18 protein-coding genes and 2 pseudogenes are annotated in these 17,718 nt (G+C 47.3%); 11 read left to right on the top strand and 9 right to left on the bottom strand.

What is annotated here, in order from left to right:
- Window positions 1-4 precede the first annotated feature (4 nt).
- Window positions 5-220, bottom strand: coding sequence for a hypothetical protein (locus K4A83_RS12845; RefSeq protein WP_265264977.1), 216 nt, complete (start codon window positions 218-220; stop codon window positions 5-7).
- 6 nt (window positions 221-226) lie between these two features.
- Between K4A83_RS12845 and gghA the strand changes: the two genes are divergently transcribed.
- From gghA to K4A83_RS23220, 6 genes and pseudogenes are all read left to right on the top strand, one after another.
- Window positions 227-1,147: a glucosylglycerol hydrolase gene (gghA, locus tag K4A83_RS12840; RefSeq protein WP_265264975.1), complete on the top strand. Its 921-nt coding sequence runs from the start codon at window positions 227-229 to the stop codon at window positions 1,145-1,147.
- A gap of 52 nt (window positions 1,148-1,199) precedes the next feature.
- Window positions 1,200-2,210 (top strand): annotated as a pseudogene (locus K4A83_RS12835) (serine/threonine protein kinase).
- 169 nt (window positions 2,211-2,379) lie between these two features.
- Window positions 2,380-2,649 carry a DUF4160 domain-containing protein gene (locus K4A83_RS12830; RefSeq protein ID WP_265264974.1) on the top strand — a complete coding sequence of 90 codons (270 nt, stop codon included), beginning with the start codon at window positions 2,380-2,382 and terminating at the stop codon, window positions 2,647-2,649.
- Window positions 2,642-3,103 (top strand): DUF2442 domain-containing protein, encoded by a 462-nt coding sequence (locus K4A83_RS12825; RefSeq protein ID WP_265264973.1) that lies wholly within the window; start codon window positions 2,642-2,644, stop codon window positions 3,101-3,103. The genes K4A83_RS12830 and K4A83_RS12825 overlap by 8 nt, the downstream gene beginning before the upstream one ends.
- Before the next feature lie 51 nt (window positions 3,104-3,154).
- Window positions 3,155-3,385, top strand: a complete 231-nt coding sequence (locus K4A83_RS12820; protein WP_265264972.1) for a hypothetical protein — start codon at window positions 3,155-3,157, stop codon at window positions 3,383-3,385.
- Window positions 3,382-3,474: pseudogene (locus tag K4A83_RS23220) on the top strand (PIN domain-containing protein); the annotation flags it as partial. The gene K4A83_RS12820 and the pseudogene K4A83_RS23220, both read left to right, overlap by 4 nt.
- Here K4A83_RS23220 and K4A83_RS12815 read toward each other — a convergent pair.
- From K4A83_RS12815 to K4A83_RS12805, 3 genes are all read right to left on the bottom strand, one after another.
- Complete coding sequence (locus K4A83_RS12815) at window positions 3,457-3,690, bottom strand: type II toxin-antitoxin system HicB family antitoxin (protein WP_265264971.1); 234 nt, start codon at window positions 3,688-3,690, stop codon at window positions 3,457-3,459. The pseudogene K4A83_RS23220 and the gene K4A83_RS12815 overlap by 18 nt on opposite strands.
- A 352-nt stretch (window positions 3,691-4,042) precedes the next feature.
- On the bottom strand, window positions 4,043-4,288 hold the full coding sequence (locus K4A83_RS12810; RefSeq protein ID WP_265264970.1) for a type II toxin-antitoxin system VapC family toxin: 246 nt from the start codon (window positions 4,286-4,288) through the stop codon (window positions 4,043-4,045).
- On the bottom strand, window positions 4,266-4,517 hold the full coding sequence (locus K4A83_RS12805; protein WP_265264969.1) for a hypothetical protein: 252 nt from the start codon (window positions 4,515-4,517) through the stop codon (window positions 4,266-4,268). The genes K4A83_RS12810 and K4A83_RS12805 overlap by 23 nt, the downstream gene beginning before the upstream one ends.
- Before the next feature lie 220 nt (window positions 4,518-4,737).
- Between K4A83_RS12805 and K4A83_RS12800 the strand changes: the two genes are divergently transcribed.
- From K4A83_RS12800 to K4A83_RS12790, 3 genes are read left to right on the top strand one after another with little or no spacing between them, the layout of a single operon-like run.
- Entirely contained in the window at window positions 4,738-4,869 is a 132-nt protein-coding gene (locus K4A83_RS12800) for a hypothetical protein (protein ID WP_265264968.1), read from the top strand.
- A 25-nt stretch (window positions 4,870-4,894) separates the two neighbouring features.
- Window positions 4,895-5,107 carry a hypothetical protein gene (locus K4A83_RS12795; RefSeq protein WP_265264967.1) on the top strand — a complete coding sequence of 71 codons (213 nt, stop codon included), beginning with the start codon at window positions 4,895-4,897 and terminating at the stop codon, window positions 5,105-5,107.
- Window positions 5,104-5,382: a type II toxin-antitoxin system RelE family toxin gene (locus tag K4A83_RS12790; protein WP_265264966.1), complete on the top strand. Its 279-nt coding sequence runs from the start codon at window positions 5,104-5,106 to the stop codon at window positions 5,380-5,382. Before K4A83_RS12795 ends, K4A83_RS12790 begins: the two co-directional genes overlap by 4 nt.
- A gap of 402 nt (window positions 5,383-5,784) precedes the next feature.
- Here K4A83_RS12790 and K4A83_RS12785 read toward each other — a convergent pair whose 3' ends face one another.
- Entirely contained in the window at window positions 5,785-7,569 is a 1,785-nt protein-coding gene (locus tag K4A83_RS12785; RefSeq protein ID WP_265264965.1) for a bifunctional serine/threonine-protein kinase/formylglycine-generating enzyme family protein, read from the bottom strand.
- Between the two features lie 388 nt (window positions 7,570-7,957).
- Here K4A83_RS12785 and dnaG point away from each other — a divergent pair, with 388 nt between their 5' ends.
- Window positions 7,958-9,859, top strand: a complete 1,902-nt coding sequence (dnaG, locus tag K4A83_RS12780) for a DNA primase (protein ID WP_265264964.1) — start codon at window positions 7,958-7,960, stop codon at window positions 9,857-9,859.
- Here the strand turns inward: dnaG and K4A83_RS12775 are convergent.
- Window positions 9,826-10,737, bottom strand: coding sequence for a dienelactone hydrolase family protein (locus K4A83_RS12775; RefSeq protein WP_265264963.1), 912 nt, complete (start codon window positions 10,735-10,737; stop codon window positions 9,826-9,828). The two genes, dnaG and K4A83_RS12775, sit on opposite strands and share 34 nt — an antisense overlap.
- A 155-nt stretch (window positions 10,738-10,892) precedes the next feature.
- Between K4A83_RS12775 and K4A83_RS12770 the strand changes: the two genes are divergently transcribed.
- Window positions 10,893-11,027: a hypothetical protein gene (locus K4A83_RS12770; protein WP_265264962.1), complete on the top strand. Its 135-nt coding sequence runs from the start codon at window positions 10,893-10,895 to the stop codon at window positions 11,025-11,027.
- 209 nt (window positions 11,028-11,236) lie between these two features.
- Here K4A83_RS12770 and K4A83_RS12765 read toward each other — a convergent pair whose 3' ends face one another.
- The 3 genes from K4A83_RS12765 to K4A83_RS12755 form a co-directional block, all read right to left on the bottom strand.
- Window positions 11,237-13,507: a bifunctional diguanylate cyclase/phosphodiesterase gene (locus K4A83_RS12765; protein ID WP_265264961.1), complete on the bottom strand. Its 2,271-nt coding sequence runs from the start codon at window positions 13,505-13,507 to the stop codon at window positions 11,237-11,239.
- Between the two features lie 240 nt (window positions 13,508-13,747).
- Window positions 13,748-16,252 carry a phosphoenolpyruvate synthase gene (ppsA, locus tag K4A83_RS12760; protein ID WP_265264960.1) on the bottom strand — a complete coding sequence of 835 codons (2,505 nt, stop codon included), beginning with the start codon at window positions 16,250-16,252 and terminating at the stop codon, window positions 13,748-13,750.
- Between the two features lie 762 nt (window positions 16,253-17,014).
- Window positions 17,015-17,683, bottom strand: a complete 669-nt coding sequence (locus K4A83_RS12755; protein WP_407810023.1) for an HAS-barrel domain-containing protein — start codon at window positions 17,681-17,683, stop codon at window positions 17,015-17,017.
- Window positions 17,684-17,718 lie beyond the last annotated feature (35 nt).

Here is a 17,718-nt window from a genome sequence, read left to right as displayed (position 1 = left end):
AGGATCACAGGAACAGGGCTGGACTCTTCAAAATACCCTTGAGCAATTCCCATCGCTCAACTCTGATCGGGAAGAGTGCTGCACCGACAAGACAGACGCGAAACCCAAGGTTGTTGTTGATGTTGTCGCGCTGGTTGTGGTTGCGGTTGGCTGAACGGCAGTTAATCGGGTTGTTGTTCCAGGAACCGCCACGCACTGGATCACCGGCTGCGCTAACCATGACACCGTGCGCCGGGGCAACCAAGTCAGCACCGATGCAGATATTAACTGGAATTTAGGCAAAACGCTGCCGGAGGTGCTCCGTCGCGCCTATGATAACCCCGCTGTCACCCTCTGGGTTTATGGGTTTAGCCCGGTGCTGCCCATGGATTTTATTAACGCCACACTCCATTCCCCTTGGATGTTTTTCCGCAACACCGATGAACGGTATGGGGTGAAGGTGGTATCGGAGGAGGCGGGATTTTTAGATTGGCAGGTTACGCCGGAATTGTTTAAACGGAAAAAGGCGTTTCCCCGTTTGAAATCTTTGGGATTTAAGGATATTGGCGAACTGCGGGAATTTAGCCAAGCCTTGAGTGTAATCATGGAAGCCAATGATTACAATATTTCTGCTGTGGTGGAGGCAATTCGTACCTGTATTGAAGGGAAGGATGAAACCTGTGTGATTCCTAAAATCAAGGGATTACGACGGCCGGGAATGTTGCGGTTCCTGAGTAAGATGGATCTGGATCGCCTTAAACAGTTTGCCCGCTGGTTTATGGAAGATTGCTATGAAATTTGTAATGTGGGCCATTATGCGACGTTTGTCAATGCGACCCAAACCGCCTATAACTTGAGCCTGCGCCAGTTCCGCCACCGCTACCCTTGGTTACGCCATAATCTTTCCGGTACGGATCGCTTTAATAAGATCAGTGAAGAACAGACGACGATTTTCTACGGGGTGCGCAGTAATCCAGAACGACCGGAGGAAATGGTGGCTATGGTGGCCCACATGGGGGGGAAACCTCACCGCATTAAGTTGACGGAGTTGCTGCAATTGCAGGGGGAAGATTGGCAGGTGGCGATCGCCTCCCCCGGTTTAACCCTTGAGGATCTCGATGATTTTGAGCTTCAGGATACCCAGGGGGTGCTTTTAACCAAAACCTAACGGTTCACCCGGGGGCAATTAGAATCAAGGGTGTTGGTGTTGAGGAGAATCCATGACTTGGCAGGCGGGGGATTGGCTGGATGGGGGAAAATATCGGGTGGTGCGTACCCTCAATGAGGGGCGGGTGGGGATTAGTTATCTGGCGGAGCGCAAGGGGGGCGATCGCGTTGTCCTCAAAACGGTGCGGGATGAGGTTTTGGCTCAACTCGCCCCCAAGGAGCGAGATAAATTCAATCATAAGCTGATCAATGAGGCGGTGAAGTTGGCCCGTTGTCGGCATCCTCATATTGTGCGGTGTTTGGGTTCGTTTATTGAACAGGGTCGGGCGTTTATTGTCATGGCCTATGTGGCGGGGCAGGATTTGGCGAGTTTGCCGACGAAAACCCTACCGGAGGAGGAGGCGTTGGTTTATATCCGCCAGGTGGGGGAGGCGTTAACGGTGGTGCATGGGTAGGGGTTGGTGCATCGGGATGTGAAGCCGGCCAATATTGTGCTGCAGGCGGGTAAACCGGAGGCAGTGCTGATTGATTTTGGGGTGACGAAGGGGTTTAATGAAACGCTCACGTCGATTTATTCGAGCAATACCGATGGGTATAGCCCTTTAGAGCTTTATGATCCGACGGAGAAGGCGCGGCCCTATTGTGATGTTTATGGGTTGGCGGCAACGCTGTTCACGCTGTTATCGGGGGATGTGCCGCCCCATGCAGAGATGCAGGAAATCTTGGAGCGCAAGGGTCGGAGGTTGCCCCCCATTGCGGGGGTGAGTGACAAGACGAATCGGGCGATTCGGGAGGGGATGGCGTTGGATTATGGCGATCGCCCCTCCACCATTGAGGCGTTTTTAGCGTTGTTGCCGGGTGATTCGCCAGCGATCAAACCCGCGCCGCCACCTCGTCCTGTTCCGCCCATTGATCCAGGTTTTCGGGTGGCTCGCGATACGCTTTATGTGACGATTGTGGGGGTTGTTCTGACGGTTTTTTTGGCAATTTTTGCCCAAGATATTCGCAGGGCCATTGATAATTTGTTCTTTTCGCCGGGTGTGGAGCAAAACTTTGAGCCTTAATCTGCAAATTTTCGTCCCCTAAAACCCAAGCGATGGGTTATGATGAAAACAGGGTCATCGATCTTTTAACTGTTTAGCCTCAACCGTTCAGGCTCATTGTGATGCCCCGAAGACGACGAAGACTTATAGAGAAATAATACAGGAACACTAAAATTATGACTAACTTTAAATGCCGAAAATTTTTACCGATACAACCCGGAATCTTACCGTTTACATTTATTCCGATGATCATGAGCCAGCCCATGTCCATATTTTCATAGGCCGTAAACGTCAACGGGATCAACCTAACGTGAAGATCGCGATTGGTAATGAGTTTCAAAAACCTTGTTTGATTACCAAACCGGCTCAATTTTCTCGCAAAGAGGCGATCGCTGCTCTCAAACTGGTTGCGGAACATCAAGAAGAATTTTTAAGGAGGTGGCACGAAATCCATGGCTAACAAACAGTGGCAACAACAGTGGAGTTTTGATTTTACCGATGATGCGGCTTTAGATGCAGAAATTGCCGAGGCTGAAGCGAGGGCGATCGCTCTCGTGGAGGCTGGCCCCTGTGCTGAAGCAGTCTGGTATAATCCAGAACGTCAGTTAATTGAAATTCAGCTTAAAAATGGGGCTATTTTTGCCTTTCCTCCCCATTTAGCTCAAGGTTTAGGGAATGCTTCCCCTCGTGAGCTTGAGGATGTTTGGTTGGGGGCTGATGGTTTGAGCGTTCATTGGGATCGCCTGGATGCTGATTTCAGTATTCCGGGTTTGGTTCAGGGAATTTTTGGGACAAAGGCTTGGATGGCTGAATTGGGTCGCAAGGGGGGGCAAAAATCCTCTGTGGCGAAGCAGCAGGCGGCTCGTGCCAATGGCAAAAAAGGGGGACGGCCGAAAAAGGCAAAGCCCCTATAAATCCCGGCAACTCCGCAATGCTCAAAATCTTGATTAAGGAAGGTGTTCGAGATGCAATTACCAGAACTCAAAGCTGAAATTTTGAAACTACCACGGGGCGATCGCCTGTCTCTCATGGTTGTCATTGCTGAATCTTTACAAGATATGGAGGTTTCTCGTTCAGAACGTTCTGAGGCTATCCACAGAATGCGAGGCCTGCTCAAAACCGATCAACCCCCACCCACAGATCAGCAAGTCGCCACGATGTTAGAAGAGCGACGCATGGAGAAATATCTACCATGAGAGCGTTAATTGACACCAACATTGTTTTAGATTTTCTGTTGGAGCGAGAGCCATTCTACCAAGACGTAGAACTACTGTTTGAATTCATAGAAGTTGGGCAAATAATTGGCTATATCACGGCGACAACGCTGACAGATATTTTCTACATCCGCGTCAGGCTGTAAATAAAGGGCGATCGCTTCCCGTATATTATCGAGGGCTTCTTGTTCCGTAGTCCCAGCAGAGATACAGCCCGGAAGCTCTGGACACCAAATGGCCCATTCGTTGGTTTCTGGATCGGGTTCAAGGATGACTCGCCACTTCATGATTACTAGATATTGGTAAGGTTTAGATTAAATTATAGTGGGCTAATTGAGGACGGTGTTTCTTAGAAACGGGTTCATCTTGTGCTGTGGCTCTGGGTGCAGCCCTAGAAACCGGGTTTTTTGCACCGATTATGGTGCGATCTAGTCTCTCCTGGCAACCCGGTTTCTGAATATCCCTGAAGCCAAGAAACCGGGTTGTTGGGGTCTTTCGTTGTTCTCCTTAATTTCTACCAAAAACCCGGTTTCTGAATCATCTCGTGCCGTGGCTCTGCCGCCTGTTGGGGGGAGGGAGGCGGAGCCTCCGGGAGGGCATTACTTGGCAGAGCCAAGTAACGAGGAAAAAAATCGAAAATCAGTCGCGTAATAAAGGAACGAAACCGGCTTGCTCGAAATGTTTATCGTAGGCGAGGGCTTCTGTAATGCCGTATTTTTCCATGATTTTAAAAGAGACACAATCGGTTAAGCTCCATTCTTTATCGGGTCTTTGTTTGTATAACAACAATCCCTCTTTAAACTGATGGCTGCTTTGCTGAATTACGGTTACATTGGGATGATCATAAAGACTTTCAATTAATTCAAAAGTTTTTAGATAAGTCACTGGGTACTTTTGCCCATTCAGAATCTGGGATTTTTGCCCCAATTTCTACGGCAATTTCCCAAATGGGTTTTACTTGATCATCATATTTGAGATTTTGCAGGTCTTTTTCCTGTGGATGGGGGGCTGTGTTTCGTACTTGCTCAAAGATTTTATCGAGCAGCCAGAGTTTATCTTCTAGTGATAAGTTATGGATAGATTGTTCAAGCTTTAATAATTGAGGGGAAATCATCGTTAGTCCTCGTGATGTGATCTTAGAATTGTAGCTCTTGTGCTGTGGCTCTGGGTGCAGCCTTAGAAACCGGGTTTTTTGCACCGATTATGGTGCAATCTAGTCTCTCCCGGCAACCCGGTTTCTGAACATCCCTGAAGCCAAGAAACCGGGTTGTTGGGGTCTTTCGTTGTTCCCCTTAATTTCTACCAAAAACCCGGTTTCTGAATCATCTCGTGCCGTGGCTCTGCCATGGCATGAATATTGGGTGGCTCTGCCGCCTGTTGGGGGGAGGGAGGCGGAAGCCCTCCGGGAGGGCATTACTTGGCAGAGCCAAGTAGCGAGGAAAAGCCCTTGGCTACTGCTACAATGAAAACGAAACCTCACCGAATCCAAGTATGGAACCGTCTAACACTCTCAATCCCGAAATCCTCAAAACCCTGATTAAGGAAAGTGTTCGGGAAGTCATGCGGGAAGAATGGTACAAATTTTTTGAAATGTTGCTGCCCTATGTAGATGATGCAGAACAAGCTGACATTGAAGCAACCTTTAGCCCGGATGACTACGTAAAGGAGCCTTTTCAAGATATTACGGACTGGTTTGAATCGTGAAGGTTAAACTGAGTAAATCTGCTCAGAAATTCCTCAAAAAACTCGATCTTGAAAGCCGTCAAGCTGTGCTGAGTAAGATAGGGATTCTTAAAACCTGTCTGGAAACCCAGAAGATTTATCCTCCTGAAGAGCTTGATATCAAAAAGCTAAAGGGTGAGTTAAAGCAATTCTCTAGAATCCGTGTGGGTAAAATTCGTGTCATCTTCCAAATTCAGGCAGAAGTAGAGACAATCGTCATCTACGATATCAACTTTCGAGGCAATATTTATGGGTAGCTAATGCCCTCTCTATTTCTTTGAGTCCCTACCAGAAGCCCGGTTTAGTTCTTGTTCTGTAGCTCTGCCATGAGGTTGGCTCTGGGTGCAGCCTTAGAAACCGGGTTTTTTGCACTGATTATGGTGCGATCTAGTCTCTCCTGGCAACCCGGTTTCTGATCATCCCTGAAGCCAAGAAACCGGGTTGTTGCGGTCTTTCGTTGTTCCCCTTAATTTTTACCAAAAACCCGGTTTCTGAATCATCTCGTGCTGTGGCTCTGCCATGGCATGAATATTGGGTGGCTCTGCTGCCTGTTGGGGGGAGGGAGGCGGAGCCTCCGGGAGGGCATTACTTGGCAGAGCCAAGTAACGAGGGAGAAAGGGGAAGAAGAGCAGAGTGCAAGAGTACTAAAGGGCAAAGGGCTAGAAGAGTCCTGCACCGACAAGACAGACGCGAAACCCAAGGCCGTCGTTGGAGGAGTCGCGCAGGAGGCGGCTGCGGAAGGCCGAACTGCAGCCAAGCGGGTTGAGGTCCCAAGAACCGCCGCGCAGTACAAAAGTTCTATCGCTTTCTTCTAGTAAAATCTTAAGATTTATTGAAGGCTTTTGATAACGATTATCATTCACCTTTTCATCCCATACTTTACCATCCCCTGGCGCACCCTGATAACTGTCATGGAAGGGATCGAAACACCACTCCCAAACATTGCCATGACCATCGTACAAGCCAAAGCCATTGGGGGGAAAACTGGCGACGGGCGTGGTTTCTTCCCGGTATTGTCCCTTGGGGGCGTTACCAAAGGTGTAGTTCCCGTCATAGTTCACTAAATCCGGGGTGATTGTCTCCCCAAAGGCAAAGGGGCTTGTGGTTCCTCCCCGGCAAGCATATTCCCATTCCGCTTCACTGGGGAGGCGATATTCCTTGCCCGTTAGCTTGCTCAATCGGGCGCACCACTCCACCGCATCATACCAAGACACCTTTTCAACGGGGCGATTCCCGCCTTTGAAATGGGATGGGTCGGGGTTCAGATCCCGGACAATTTTGCCCACTTGCGTCACCACGACGCGCCATTGGTCTTGGGTAACGGGGGTTTTGCCCATCAAAAAGGGAGAAATCTCTACAGGATGCTGGGGACTTTCCCGCTTAAACCAATCCTTCTCATACTTTTTGCACAACCGCTCAATTTCGGACTCTTCTGTCCCCATCAAAAACCGACCGCCGGGGAGTTGCACCATCTCCAACCGCACCCCCTGGCCCAAATCCTGGGGATAAAACCGCGCCTGACCAGGGATTTTCTGGACAATTTGCCCCTGACTATTGACCCGCACCGTCTCAAAACTAAATACCTGTAAATTGCTCCCACCAGAGCTAGGCTGATTCTGAACTGGCTCACGTTTCGCTTTAGGCAACAGTGCCAACCACGCCGCCACGGTTTGGGGGCGGTCATCCGGCTCCACCGCCATCCCCTGCTTAATTGCGTTTTGCAGTTCTTTCGACCACCCCTTAGGAATCGCCAGCCGATCGCGCCGTACCCGCATCGTCGCAATGGGGGGTAACGTCCCCGTCAATAAAAAATACAGCGTCGCCGCCAAGGCATAAACATCGGTAAATTCCCCCCGATGCTCCTGCTCGTCATACTGCTCAATGGGGGCATAACAGGGCGTATAGGCAATGGTGTGGGTTTGGGTCAAATTGGGGACAAACTCCCGCGCAATGCCAAAATCAATCAACACCGCCTCATCGGCCGGCAACCGCACCATAATATTCTGAGGCTTAATATCCCGATGGAGCAACCCCTTCTCGTGCATCACGATCAACGCCTCCCCCACCTCCCGGATATAGCGCAACGCCACCGCCTCCGGCAACGCTCCCCCACGCCCCACAAGATCGCCTAAATCCTGCCCCTGAATATATTCCATCACCATACAGGGCAGCCCCTCATGGGTGAAATGATTCTCCACCTCGACAATATGCCGATGGCGACAGATGGCGATTTTCGCCGTTTCCCGGTCAAAATCCCGCAGAAACTTATCCCGGTAGGGGATATATTCCGCCTCCGTCATCACCTCATCCTTGAGGGTTTTCAAGACCCAATCCCGACCCTGACGGTCTTGCACCAAATAGGTGATGCCAAAACCGCCCTTTTTGATCTGCTTCACAATCGCATAGCGATCGCCAAAAACCCGCGTACCCGGCTGCCAAACCATAGGACTAAACCCAAGACTCCCCCCAGTTTACCAAAAAACTGGGTCTAAAGCCCCGTCCTTGCGTGCAGAATCCCCTCGCCTTCATTGCCAGAGAGCAAGATTTAATCCTGATTTAGGGCAATGCTTCAATTGACTGGGAATCCTGACCCATTTAAAGATTAAAAAAGATTTCTCGGCTTGACTTTTGACTTTTAAAGTGATATTTTAGATAATGGGAGTATAAGCATTTTTGAAAATTGTGCAACCACTCCCATTATGAAAAAAAATTTATAAAAATATAATCCCAAACCCCCCAGATTTTGTCTAGAAAAATTTACAATTCTTAGCAAATTAACTAAGGTAGAATAGAACTCGAATTGCTACACAAGGTCAATCTTAGACACCCTCAATGAACTTACCTCGCATCCATAAAGACACCATTGATGCTGTTACCGAACGAGTCGATATTGTAGAAATCGTAGGGGAACAAGTCGTCTTGCGGAAACGGGGGAAAGACTTCGTGGGATTATGTCCTTTTCATGATGAAAAAACCCCTAGCTTTACCGTTAGCCCCAGTAAACAAATGTTTTATTGTTTTGGCTGTGGGATGGGGGGAAGTGGGGTTAAGTTTTTAATGGAGTTGGGGAAACAATCCTTTGCGGAAGTGGTATTAGAACTAGCCCAACGGTATCAAATTCCGGTTAAAATGAACTCTGCTGAGGAAAGTCAAGCCTTACAGCGAGAAATTTCCCTGCGGGAACAATTATATGAAATTGCGGCCATTGCCAATAGTTTTTTTCAACACGCTTTACGACAGCCCCAAGGGGAAACGGCTTGGCATTATTTGCGGGAAAAACGCCAACTGAGCGAGGCAACTATTCAACAATTTGGCTTAGGATATGCTCCCACAGGCTGGGAAACCCTCTATCGTTATTTAGTGGAAGCGAAACGCTTTTCTGCCAGCTTAGTGGAACAGGTAGGACTCATTAAGTCCCGAAAAAATGGGGATAGTTATTATGACTATTTTCGGGATCGTCTCATGATTCCTATTTGTGATGCTCAAGGGCGTGTTATTGCCTTTGGGAGTCGGACATTAGGCAATGATGAACCTAAATATTTAAACTCACCTGAAACCCCCTTATTTAGTAAAGGAAAAACCCTCTTTGCCCTGGATCAAGCGAAGGGGGAAATTAGCAAACAGGATCGGGTGGTTGTGGTGGAAGGATACTTTGATGCGATCGCCCTCCACGGGGCTGGAATTACCCCCGTTGTTGCCTCATTAGGAACAGCATTCACTCCCGATCAACTGAAACGGATTTTGCGCTATACCGAATCCAAACAAGTGATTTTAAACTTTGATGCCGATGCAGCCGGAACAAAAGCCACCCAACGGGCGATTGAAGAAATTGCCCCTTTGGTTTATTCAGGACAAGTGCAGTTAAGAGTTTTTAATTTACCGGGGGGGAAAGATGCCGATGAGTTCCTCAAATCGAGTCCTGATGCTCCCAATATTTATCGGCAAAAACTCGATACTGCCCCTTTATGGATTGATTGGCAAATCGAACAGTTATTAGTGGATCAAGACCTCAATCAAGCTAATCAGTTTGAACGAGTTGCCAAGGAAATGGTTAAGCTGTTAAACCGTTTAGAGGATATCAATAAACGAACCTATTATGTGAATTATTGCGCCCAACTGTTGAGTCAAGGTAATAGTTCTTTAATCAGTAGCTATAGTAAAAATTTGCAAGCGCAATTGCGGCGGCCTAAGCGTAAGTTTAATCAACCAGATGAGGGAATTACTAAACTTGACAGCGAGAAAAACTTGCTGGAACGGGCAGAATTTACCTTGCTTTTAATTTATCTACACTGCCCCCATCATCGAGCAGAAATCATCGAACAATTAGAAGAGAATGATCTAATTTTTAGCCTTGCACCCCATCGTTTTCTCTGGCGTAAAATATTAGAAGCAGAAACCGTCCATCCTCAAGAGTTACTCAAACATTTACGCAACTTAAGCGCGACCTATCCCACAGAAATGAATCCCGTTTTGCCTGTGTTGTATCTCGACGAAAACCAGCAACACGAGATTGTTCGCGCCCCTTTGTTGATTCGGGCGGCGATCGCCTCTCTTCAGCGTGTGACCTACGAAAAGACGCGCCGCCACTGTTTAGAGCAGTTAAAAAAACTAGATCCCACCCAAGATGCTGATCAGTTTCAATACTACTCCCAAGAATTACAACACCTTGCTAAATTAATCCAAGAATTGGATCAGATGCGTTATGCTTCGCTGTTAGATGTACTGGATTCTTGACCTCGTAAATAACGGTTGAGAAAAGCAATTGTTTTTTCCCAAGCATCGGCGGCTGCTTTGGCATTATAACGAGTCCCAGACGGATTAGCAAAGGCATGATCTGCCCCTTTATAAACGTGAATTTCTGCCGTTTTTCCTAACGCTTGTAAAGTCGCCTCAAATTCTCGCACTGTTTCCACAGAAGGGTTTTGATCCAGTTCGCCAAAAATCCCTAAGATGGGCATTTCTAGGGTTTTTAATTGTTCAGGATCTGTTACCATACCGCCGCCATAATAGATGACCACAGCATCTAATTGATCCGGTAACAGCAGCCCCATATTTAAAGACCAACGCCCCCCAAAACACCAGCCTAAACTCGCTACTTTTGGGGCATTGTGTTCTGTTTTCAAGTATTCATAAGCGAGGGCGAGATTATCGAACAATTGTTCAGGATGATTGTTGGCTTTTGTGACTAATTGTAGAGCTTCTTCAGGATTATCAGCCGTTTCTCCTCCGTAGAGATCCACCGCTAACACGCGATATCCTTCTCCAGCTAGGCGATCGCTCATCATCTTGATATTGTCGTTTAAGCCCCACCATTCATGGATCACAACAATTGCGGGTAAAGCTTCACTCGGGTCTGCGGGGGCTACTAGATAGCCCATTAACGGCTTTTCCTCCAGTGTGCCATAAGTCACCATTTCCGACTGGACAGGCATCCGAGGCGCTTGGGCAACAAGGGGAGTGGGAATGGGGCGATCGCCTTGGTGTAACTCTGCCATTTCTTGCCCTAATTGTTCTCCTAAACTGGAGGAAGGGGTAGCCTGAGACTGGGCCATCCCCCAAGTGCTGAGAAACAGGCATACGGCTAACGCTAGACCGAAGTATTTTTTGAGCATAATCAATTCAGAACATTAAGGTCGCATTCTATTCTAATCATATTTGCTCAATTTGTTCTGACTTTGCTGTAATTTTGGAAAAAAAGATAGTGATTAATTATGATTTAATGGTAGAATGAAGAATTGCCAAAAATAGGAGCTAAGTCATTTATATTATGAAAATTAAAAAACAGGGTAGTTTAGTAACGGTTAAAGATGCGGCAGATTTTCATATTTCTGCTTCACGACAGAAGGCTTTTATTGATTTAATTAATTTGCTTAAAGATGATGATCAGGATGAGGAAGAGTGATGAATATTTACTTTTTAGTTGAGGGCAATAGTACGGAGAGGAAAATTTACCCCAGATGGCTAGAATATTTTTTGCCTAATCTAGTCCGTGTCAAATATCATGACCAAGTACAACACAATAATTATTATTTGATCAGTGGAGAAGGTTATCCTGCACTTTTATTTGTTGGGTTTCGCTGTCGCTCCACCCAACCTACAGGGGATCTTGATTTAATTAAAATCAAATTCCTCTAACCACTGTTCCACCGCTCCTATGCTTAAGGGTTTAGCAAACCAATACCCTTGACCATACTGACAGCCTAACGCTTGCAGAGATTCTAATTGATCGGCTGTTTCAATGCCTTCTGCGACTAAATTTAAGCCCAAACCTCGACCTAAATTAATAATACTTTTGACAATTTCTTCCTCTTGTTGTGAGGTCATATTCCAAATAAAGGAACGGTCAATTTTTAGCGTATCTAAGGGAAAGGCTTGTAAACGACTTAAGGAAGAATACCCCGTGCCGAAATCATCAATTCCGAGGCCTACCCCTAACGCTTTCAGTTGCTGAAGGCGCTCAATGGCTTGTTCATTGGACATGATCACCCCTTCGGTGATTTCTAAACGTAAACGATAGGGTGCTAATCCAGTGAGGCGCAAAACTTCTTGAATACGGGGGACTAAATCCGGCACAAAAAACTGTTGTGCGGCCAGATTAACACTGAGATTGGTGTTTTCAGGAATAATCCCTTGTTTAGACCAATTTTGTACTTGTTGACAAGCTTGATAGAGTACCCAGTCTCCCAAGGGGATAATTAAGCCTGTTTCTTCGGCCAAGGGGATAAAGTCTTGGGGGGGGATGATGCCTTGTTGGGGATGTTGCCAACGGACTAGGACTTCAAAACCGTAAAGTTCCCGTTTTTGAATCGAAATAATCGGTTGAAAATAGATGACAAATTCTTGATTGTCGAGGGCTTTTCGGAGAGCAATTTCTAATTTAAGTTCGTCGGGGAGTAGGGGGTGTAGGGTGCTGTCAAAGAGTTTGGCGGTATACCCTCCCTGACGTTTGGCTTGTTCAATGGCTCTGTAAGCGTTGCGGAGGAGTTGTTCTGGACTGTCGTAGAGTTCTCCGGTGGATTCTCGGTGCGATCGCGCAATGCCAATGTTTCCCGTCACAAAAATCTCATGACCTTGAATCCAGAAGGGATCAGCAAACCCTTCCTCTAAATTATCCACCAGTTCGCCCACTTCCTCATAGTCGTTCACTTGGTCTAATAAAACAGCAAATTCATCTCCCCCTAAACGAGCCACTCGACCATAACTTCCCACATACATTTCTAAACGATGGGCCAATTCAATTAACAGTTGATCCCCGATTAAATGACCCAAACTCTGATTAATCACCTGAAAGCGTTTCAAATCCACTAATAACACCACAAAAAACTCTTTTTGATCCGCTTTCACCTGTTCCAACGCTGTGGCGATGTGGGAGACAAAAGCGCTGAGATTCATTAACCCAGTGAGGGGGTCATGGCTAGCATAATATTCCAGTTGGGATTGAATTTGTCGCCGTTCGGTAATATTAACTACGGTGCTGTTGTAATAAAGCAGTTTTCCCTGTTCATCCCGCACCCCATGAGCATTTTCCGAGAGCCATAGACGGGTTCCAGTGGGGTGATAGATACAGTATTCAAAATCACTGAGAAAGTCGTCCTGTGCTAGTTTGCCGCGATAGTCTAGATATCGTTGAGGGTTAACATATAAATGTTGGGGATGGGGAACATGGCGGAGAAAGTCCTCGGGGGAATTGTAGCCCATCAAGTGAACAAAAGCCGGGCTAACTTTTAAATAATGACCGTCTGGGGCGGTTTGGAAACTGCCCTCGGGGATGGGATGAAATAGAGCAGTTTGGGAGTCCGAAACCGGGGAACATTTGTCCGGTTGATGCTGTTGTTGGAGTTTGCAGGCGATCGCACTTGTCCCCATCTCCAACAGGGCAATCTCAGCCTCTGCCCAAGGTTGCTCCTGATGACGTTCTAGCCCGATCATGCCTAGCAAACGCCCCTCACACCACAACGGAAGCCCCAAGAAACTTTGAATATGATAGCCATCCCACAGTGCTTGTTCGGCGGGGGTTAAACCCCCACGATATTTGACCACCACTTGACCTTGTTCCAAAGGCTTAAACCAAGCCCCAAGGCAGCGCCAAGCCTCACTATGGGGAAACAACGGGTGGGACTCTTTCGACTCACGCCACCACACCTCCTGAATCCTCATCCCGGAAGCTCCATCAGTCCCTCGTTCTAACAGATAAACCCCATCAGCCCCACTCACGGCGCCTAATTTCGCTAAAATCTCCCGATAAACCTGTTTCACCCCTCGAGTGAACAGCAAATGGTGTTGTACTTCAACCAGTGTAGCGAGATAATTTTCCCGGGCTTCAGGGGTTAATCCTTGCCGTGCCGCACACAAAAGATCCTCAACTGTTCGCTTTTGTCCCATCAAGTTTAGTCACACTCCTTGCAATGGGTTCACCCTCGAATCTAACAAATTTATCCGGGTTCTCGGGGTAGCCGTTTTGCTGAAATTTTAATCGATTCGCCCACACCTTGTCCTGGGGGGTGAGAGGTCAATCTAGATTGTTCAAGAAAAAGGACATGAGATGAACTCATGTCCTTCCTTAACCAATTCAATTAACGGAGATCACTCAAAAGGCATCACACCTTTGTTCTAGACGTTGCTCTAGGCGTTCTTCTGCTCCACTTCTGCCACCATTAAGATGGTTTGCAGTACAGAGTCAGGGTTCAAACTCATGGAGTCAATACCTAATTCCACTAAGAACTGAGCAAATTCAGGATAGTCACTGGGCGCTTGACCACAAATCCCGATCTTACGACCTTTAGCTTTTGCGGTTTCAATCGCCATTTTCACCATCCGTTTCACACCGTCGTTCCGTTCGTCGAACAGGTGGGCCACTAAAGCAGAGTCACGGTCTAACCCTAATGTTAATTGGGTTAAGTCATTAGAACCAATAGAGAAGCCATCAAACACTTCAGAGAATTGGTCGGCCAAGATCACGTTACTGGGCAGTTCACACATCACATAAACTTGTAAACCGTTTACGCCCCGTTCCAGACCTTGTTTGGCCATTTCTTCTAATACCCGTTTGCCTTCTTCAGGAGTCCGGCAGAAGGGAACCATCGGCACAACGTTGGTCAGACCCATTTCGTCGCGCACCCGTTTGAAGGCTTTACATTCTAAGGCGTAAGCTTCAGCATAGTTGGGATCATAGTAGCGGGAAGCACCACGCCAGCCGATCATCGGGTTTTCTTCTTTGGGTTCAAACTGACGACCGCCGAGTAAGTTCGCGTACTCATTGGATTTGAAGTCAGACATCCGCACGATAACGGGTTTGGGATAGAAGGCGGCGGCAATCATCGCAATCCCGCGAGCCAGTTTATCCACGAAGAATTCCGGTTTGTCATCATAGCCTTTGGTCAATTCGATGATTTCAGCTTTTACGCTTTCATCTTCGAGTTCGTCGTATTTCAACAAGGCCATCGGGTGAGCTTTGATGTGGTTGGCGATGATGAACTCTAAACGAGCTAAACCAACACCATCAGCCGGAATCCCTGATAAGGAGAACGCTTGTTCTGGATTACCAATGTTCATCAAGATTTGGGTCTTGGTGCGAGGCAGGTTATCCAGTTGGGTTTCTTTTAACTCGTAAGGTAATAAACCTTCGTAGATGTGGCCTTCGTCGCCTTCAGAACAGCAAACCGTCACGTCTTGTCCGGTGGCGATTTTTTCGGTGGCATCACCACAACCCACAATAGCCGGAATTCCCATTTCACGAGCAATAATCGCCGCGTGGCAGGTCCGTCCCCCTTGGTTGGTGACGATGGCACTGGCTTGTTTCATGATGGGTTCCCAGTCGGGGTCTGTGCGGTTGGTGATCAGCACTTCGCCGGGTTTGAACTGGGTGATGTTGCTCACGTTATGGATGACTTGAGCTTTCCCTTGACCGATGGCCGCGCCAACACTGCGCCCTGTTACCAGCACTTTACTGTGTTCTTTGAGTTCATAGCTCACCAGCACGTTGGCGGATTTTTGCGATTGAACGGTTTCAGGACGGGCTTGAACGATGAACAGTTCTCCGGTAATCCCGTCTTTGGCCCACTCAATGTCCATTGGGGTGAATTGACCGCGTACTTCGGAGTAGTGTTCTTCGATTTGAACAGCCCATTTAGCCAGTTGCAGAATTTCATCGTCGCTGATGCAATATTTCTGCCGTTCAGTTAGGGGAACTTCAACGTTTTTGGTCAGTTTAGAACCGCCGACATCGTAAACCATTTTGATGGCTTTTTCACCGAGGCGTTTTTCTAAAATCGGACGGCAACCCTCTTTCAGGGTGGGTTTGAATACATAGTATTCATCGGGGTTCACGGCACCTTGTACTACATTTTCCCCTAAACCATAGGCGGCGGTGATTAACGCGGCATTTTTGAACCCAGTTTCAGTGTCGATGGAGAACATGACCCCAGAGGTGGAGAGGTCAGAACGTACCATTTTTTGAACACCGACGGAGAGGGCAACGGAGAAGTGATCAAATCCGTTGTGTTCCCGGTAGGAAATAGCGCGGTCGGTGAAGAGGGAGGCGAAGCATTTATGACAGGCTTCTAAAACGCCTTTGACCCCTTGGACGTTCAGATAGGTTTCTTGTTGTCCAGCAAAACTGGCTTCGGGTAAGTCTTCGGCGGTGGCACTGGAACGAACGGCTACGTCGGTGTCTTTGCTTTGCTCTTCACAAAGTTGACGGGCTTCCGGGTCGCTGAAACGATCACACAGTTCTGAGCTTGCACCGTAACGTTCACAAAGCCGTTTGTAAGCGGAGGCGATCGCCATTTGTAGGTCTTGGGGGAAGGGGGTATTTAATACCAGGGCCCGCGCTTGTTTGCCACGTTCTTGCAGGTTTTGAACGTTGTTAACATCCAAATCACTGAATAATTCCCGTAATTTGGCTTCTAGACCAGCTTCCTTGACGAAGTAGCGGAACGCATAAGCGGTTGTGGCAAAACCTGTTGGAACATTCACTCCTTTGGGTTGCAATAATTGGATCATTTCGCCCAATGAGGAGTTTTTACCGCCCACTAGACCGACATCATGTGTGCCTACTTCTTCAAACCAAAGAATTAAAGCTTTTTCTTTGGAAGCATCACTGGTTCGGTCAAGGCTTGTGCTAACCATAAATCTCGCTCCTGTGTATTTCAGTACGTTAAGAAACAATGCAAAGACTAAAGTTTCCTAGCGAGTCCTAGAGATTGGCTTTAAACAAACTAGGGATCATTGATTTTGTCCCCTCGGTATGTGATAATCTCTTAGACCAGCTTTTTGATTGTCAACGATCTCGAATGAGTATTACAGAATCCACCAGATCATTTAAGGATTAATACTCATCACCAAGACCTCGTTACACTCAACTCAAATCTGAACTTAAATTGGAAACTTAAATCAGAAATTGGACTTAACTTGATTTAACTCTCTTTAAGGGGCAAGTTATTTAAGGGGCAACTTAAATAAGACCAACTTAAAGCTTGAGTTAACTTAAGTTAAGTTTTTTGTCAGATTGCGGCAAAAGACCTTTGATTTTAAGGCGAATCTTGGAGATTGACCTTGGATTTTTGCCTCAATTTAAGTAACTGACATTAAGTTGAGGTTAAGCAAGACGAGAGTTTTCTGCAATCAACCGGGAGCTTTAGAGGGCTGGTTCAATGGGTTTTGATTGAACAGCGATTGGCGGTTTGCCTTACCTCTAGAGAGTTTCCGGGGTCACTCCTCTTAATTGAGGGTGTTTTTGAATTGCCTCTTTCCTTGGCTTACGTCTTCATTGTAAGACTTGGTTTTTGAAGCGTGGGAGTTCTTTTGGATTTATTTACTTTCACTTGCTTTTTTGCGAAGCTTTGTAAAAAAATATACCTGAATATTACGAAAATGATAGGAAGGAAGGATTTAGGCGTGAATTTGACTGATGATGTAACGTAAATTATCGTAGTCGTCTTTGAGCAGTTGACTGAGGGCGCGTCCGGCTTTAACGAGCCAAGGGCGATCGCACTGGCGTAGTTGATAAATCTGGCGGAGGCAGGCGGCGACGAGGGCTTCAACGGGAACGTTGTTGACTTGGAGTAGGGTGCGCAGGAAGTCTAGGTTTTCGGTAAAGGCGATGATTTCGTGGCGATCGCACTGATACACCCCTTGATGAATTTGAGGGGGGCGAGGGGGCAAATATTGGAACATCATGCCCAAGCCACCAGATAAGCCGTTATTGCCCCTAGGAGGCGTTTCAAAGCCCACTAAAGCCGCCCGAAATTCGGTTTTGAGCATCGCAAAGATTTGGGGCTGTTCAGATCGTAATTCTTCTAACGATAACCCGAGCGCTCGCGCCCGGTGAACCGAATCAATCGGGGACGTGGTGGCATAGGTGACAATGCCAAAGATTTTATTGCCGGATTCTTCGTCCCAAGTCTTTACCCAACTGCCAAAGGGGGGCATGAGGGGAAAATTTAATTCTTCGGGATCTAAACATTGCGCCAGAAACTCCGTTGTCGTCGTTTCGATCACTTCGGCAATATGTTCAGGAGGTCGGTCGTCGGTGGCAAATTGGGGGAGGGGAACACGCATAAATTGGGTAATGAGGAGGGGGGCAGGGGAGCGGG

The organism is Spirulina subsalsa FACHB-351, assembly GCF_026130165.1.
Classification (GTDB): Bacteria; Cyanobacteriota; Cyanobacteriia; order Cyanobacteriales; family Spirulinaceae; genus Spirulina_A; species Spirulina_A subsalsa_A.
The sequence above is the reverse complement of the archived record's forward strand: the minus strand, read 5'-3'. Positions and strand labels throughout refer to the sequence as shown.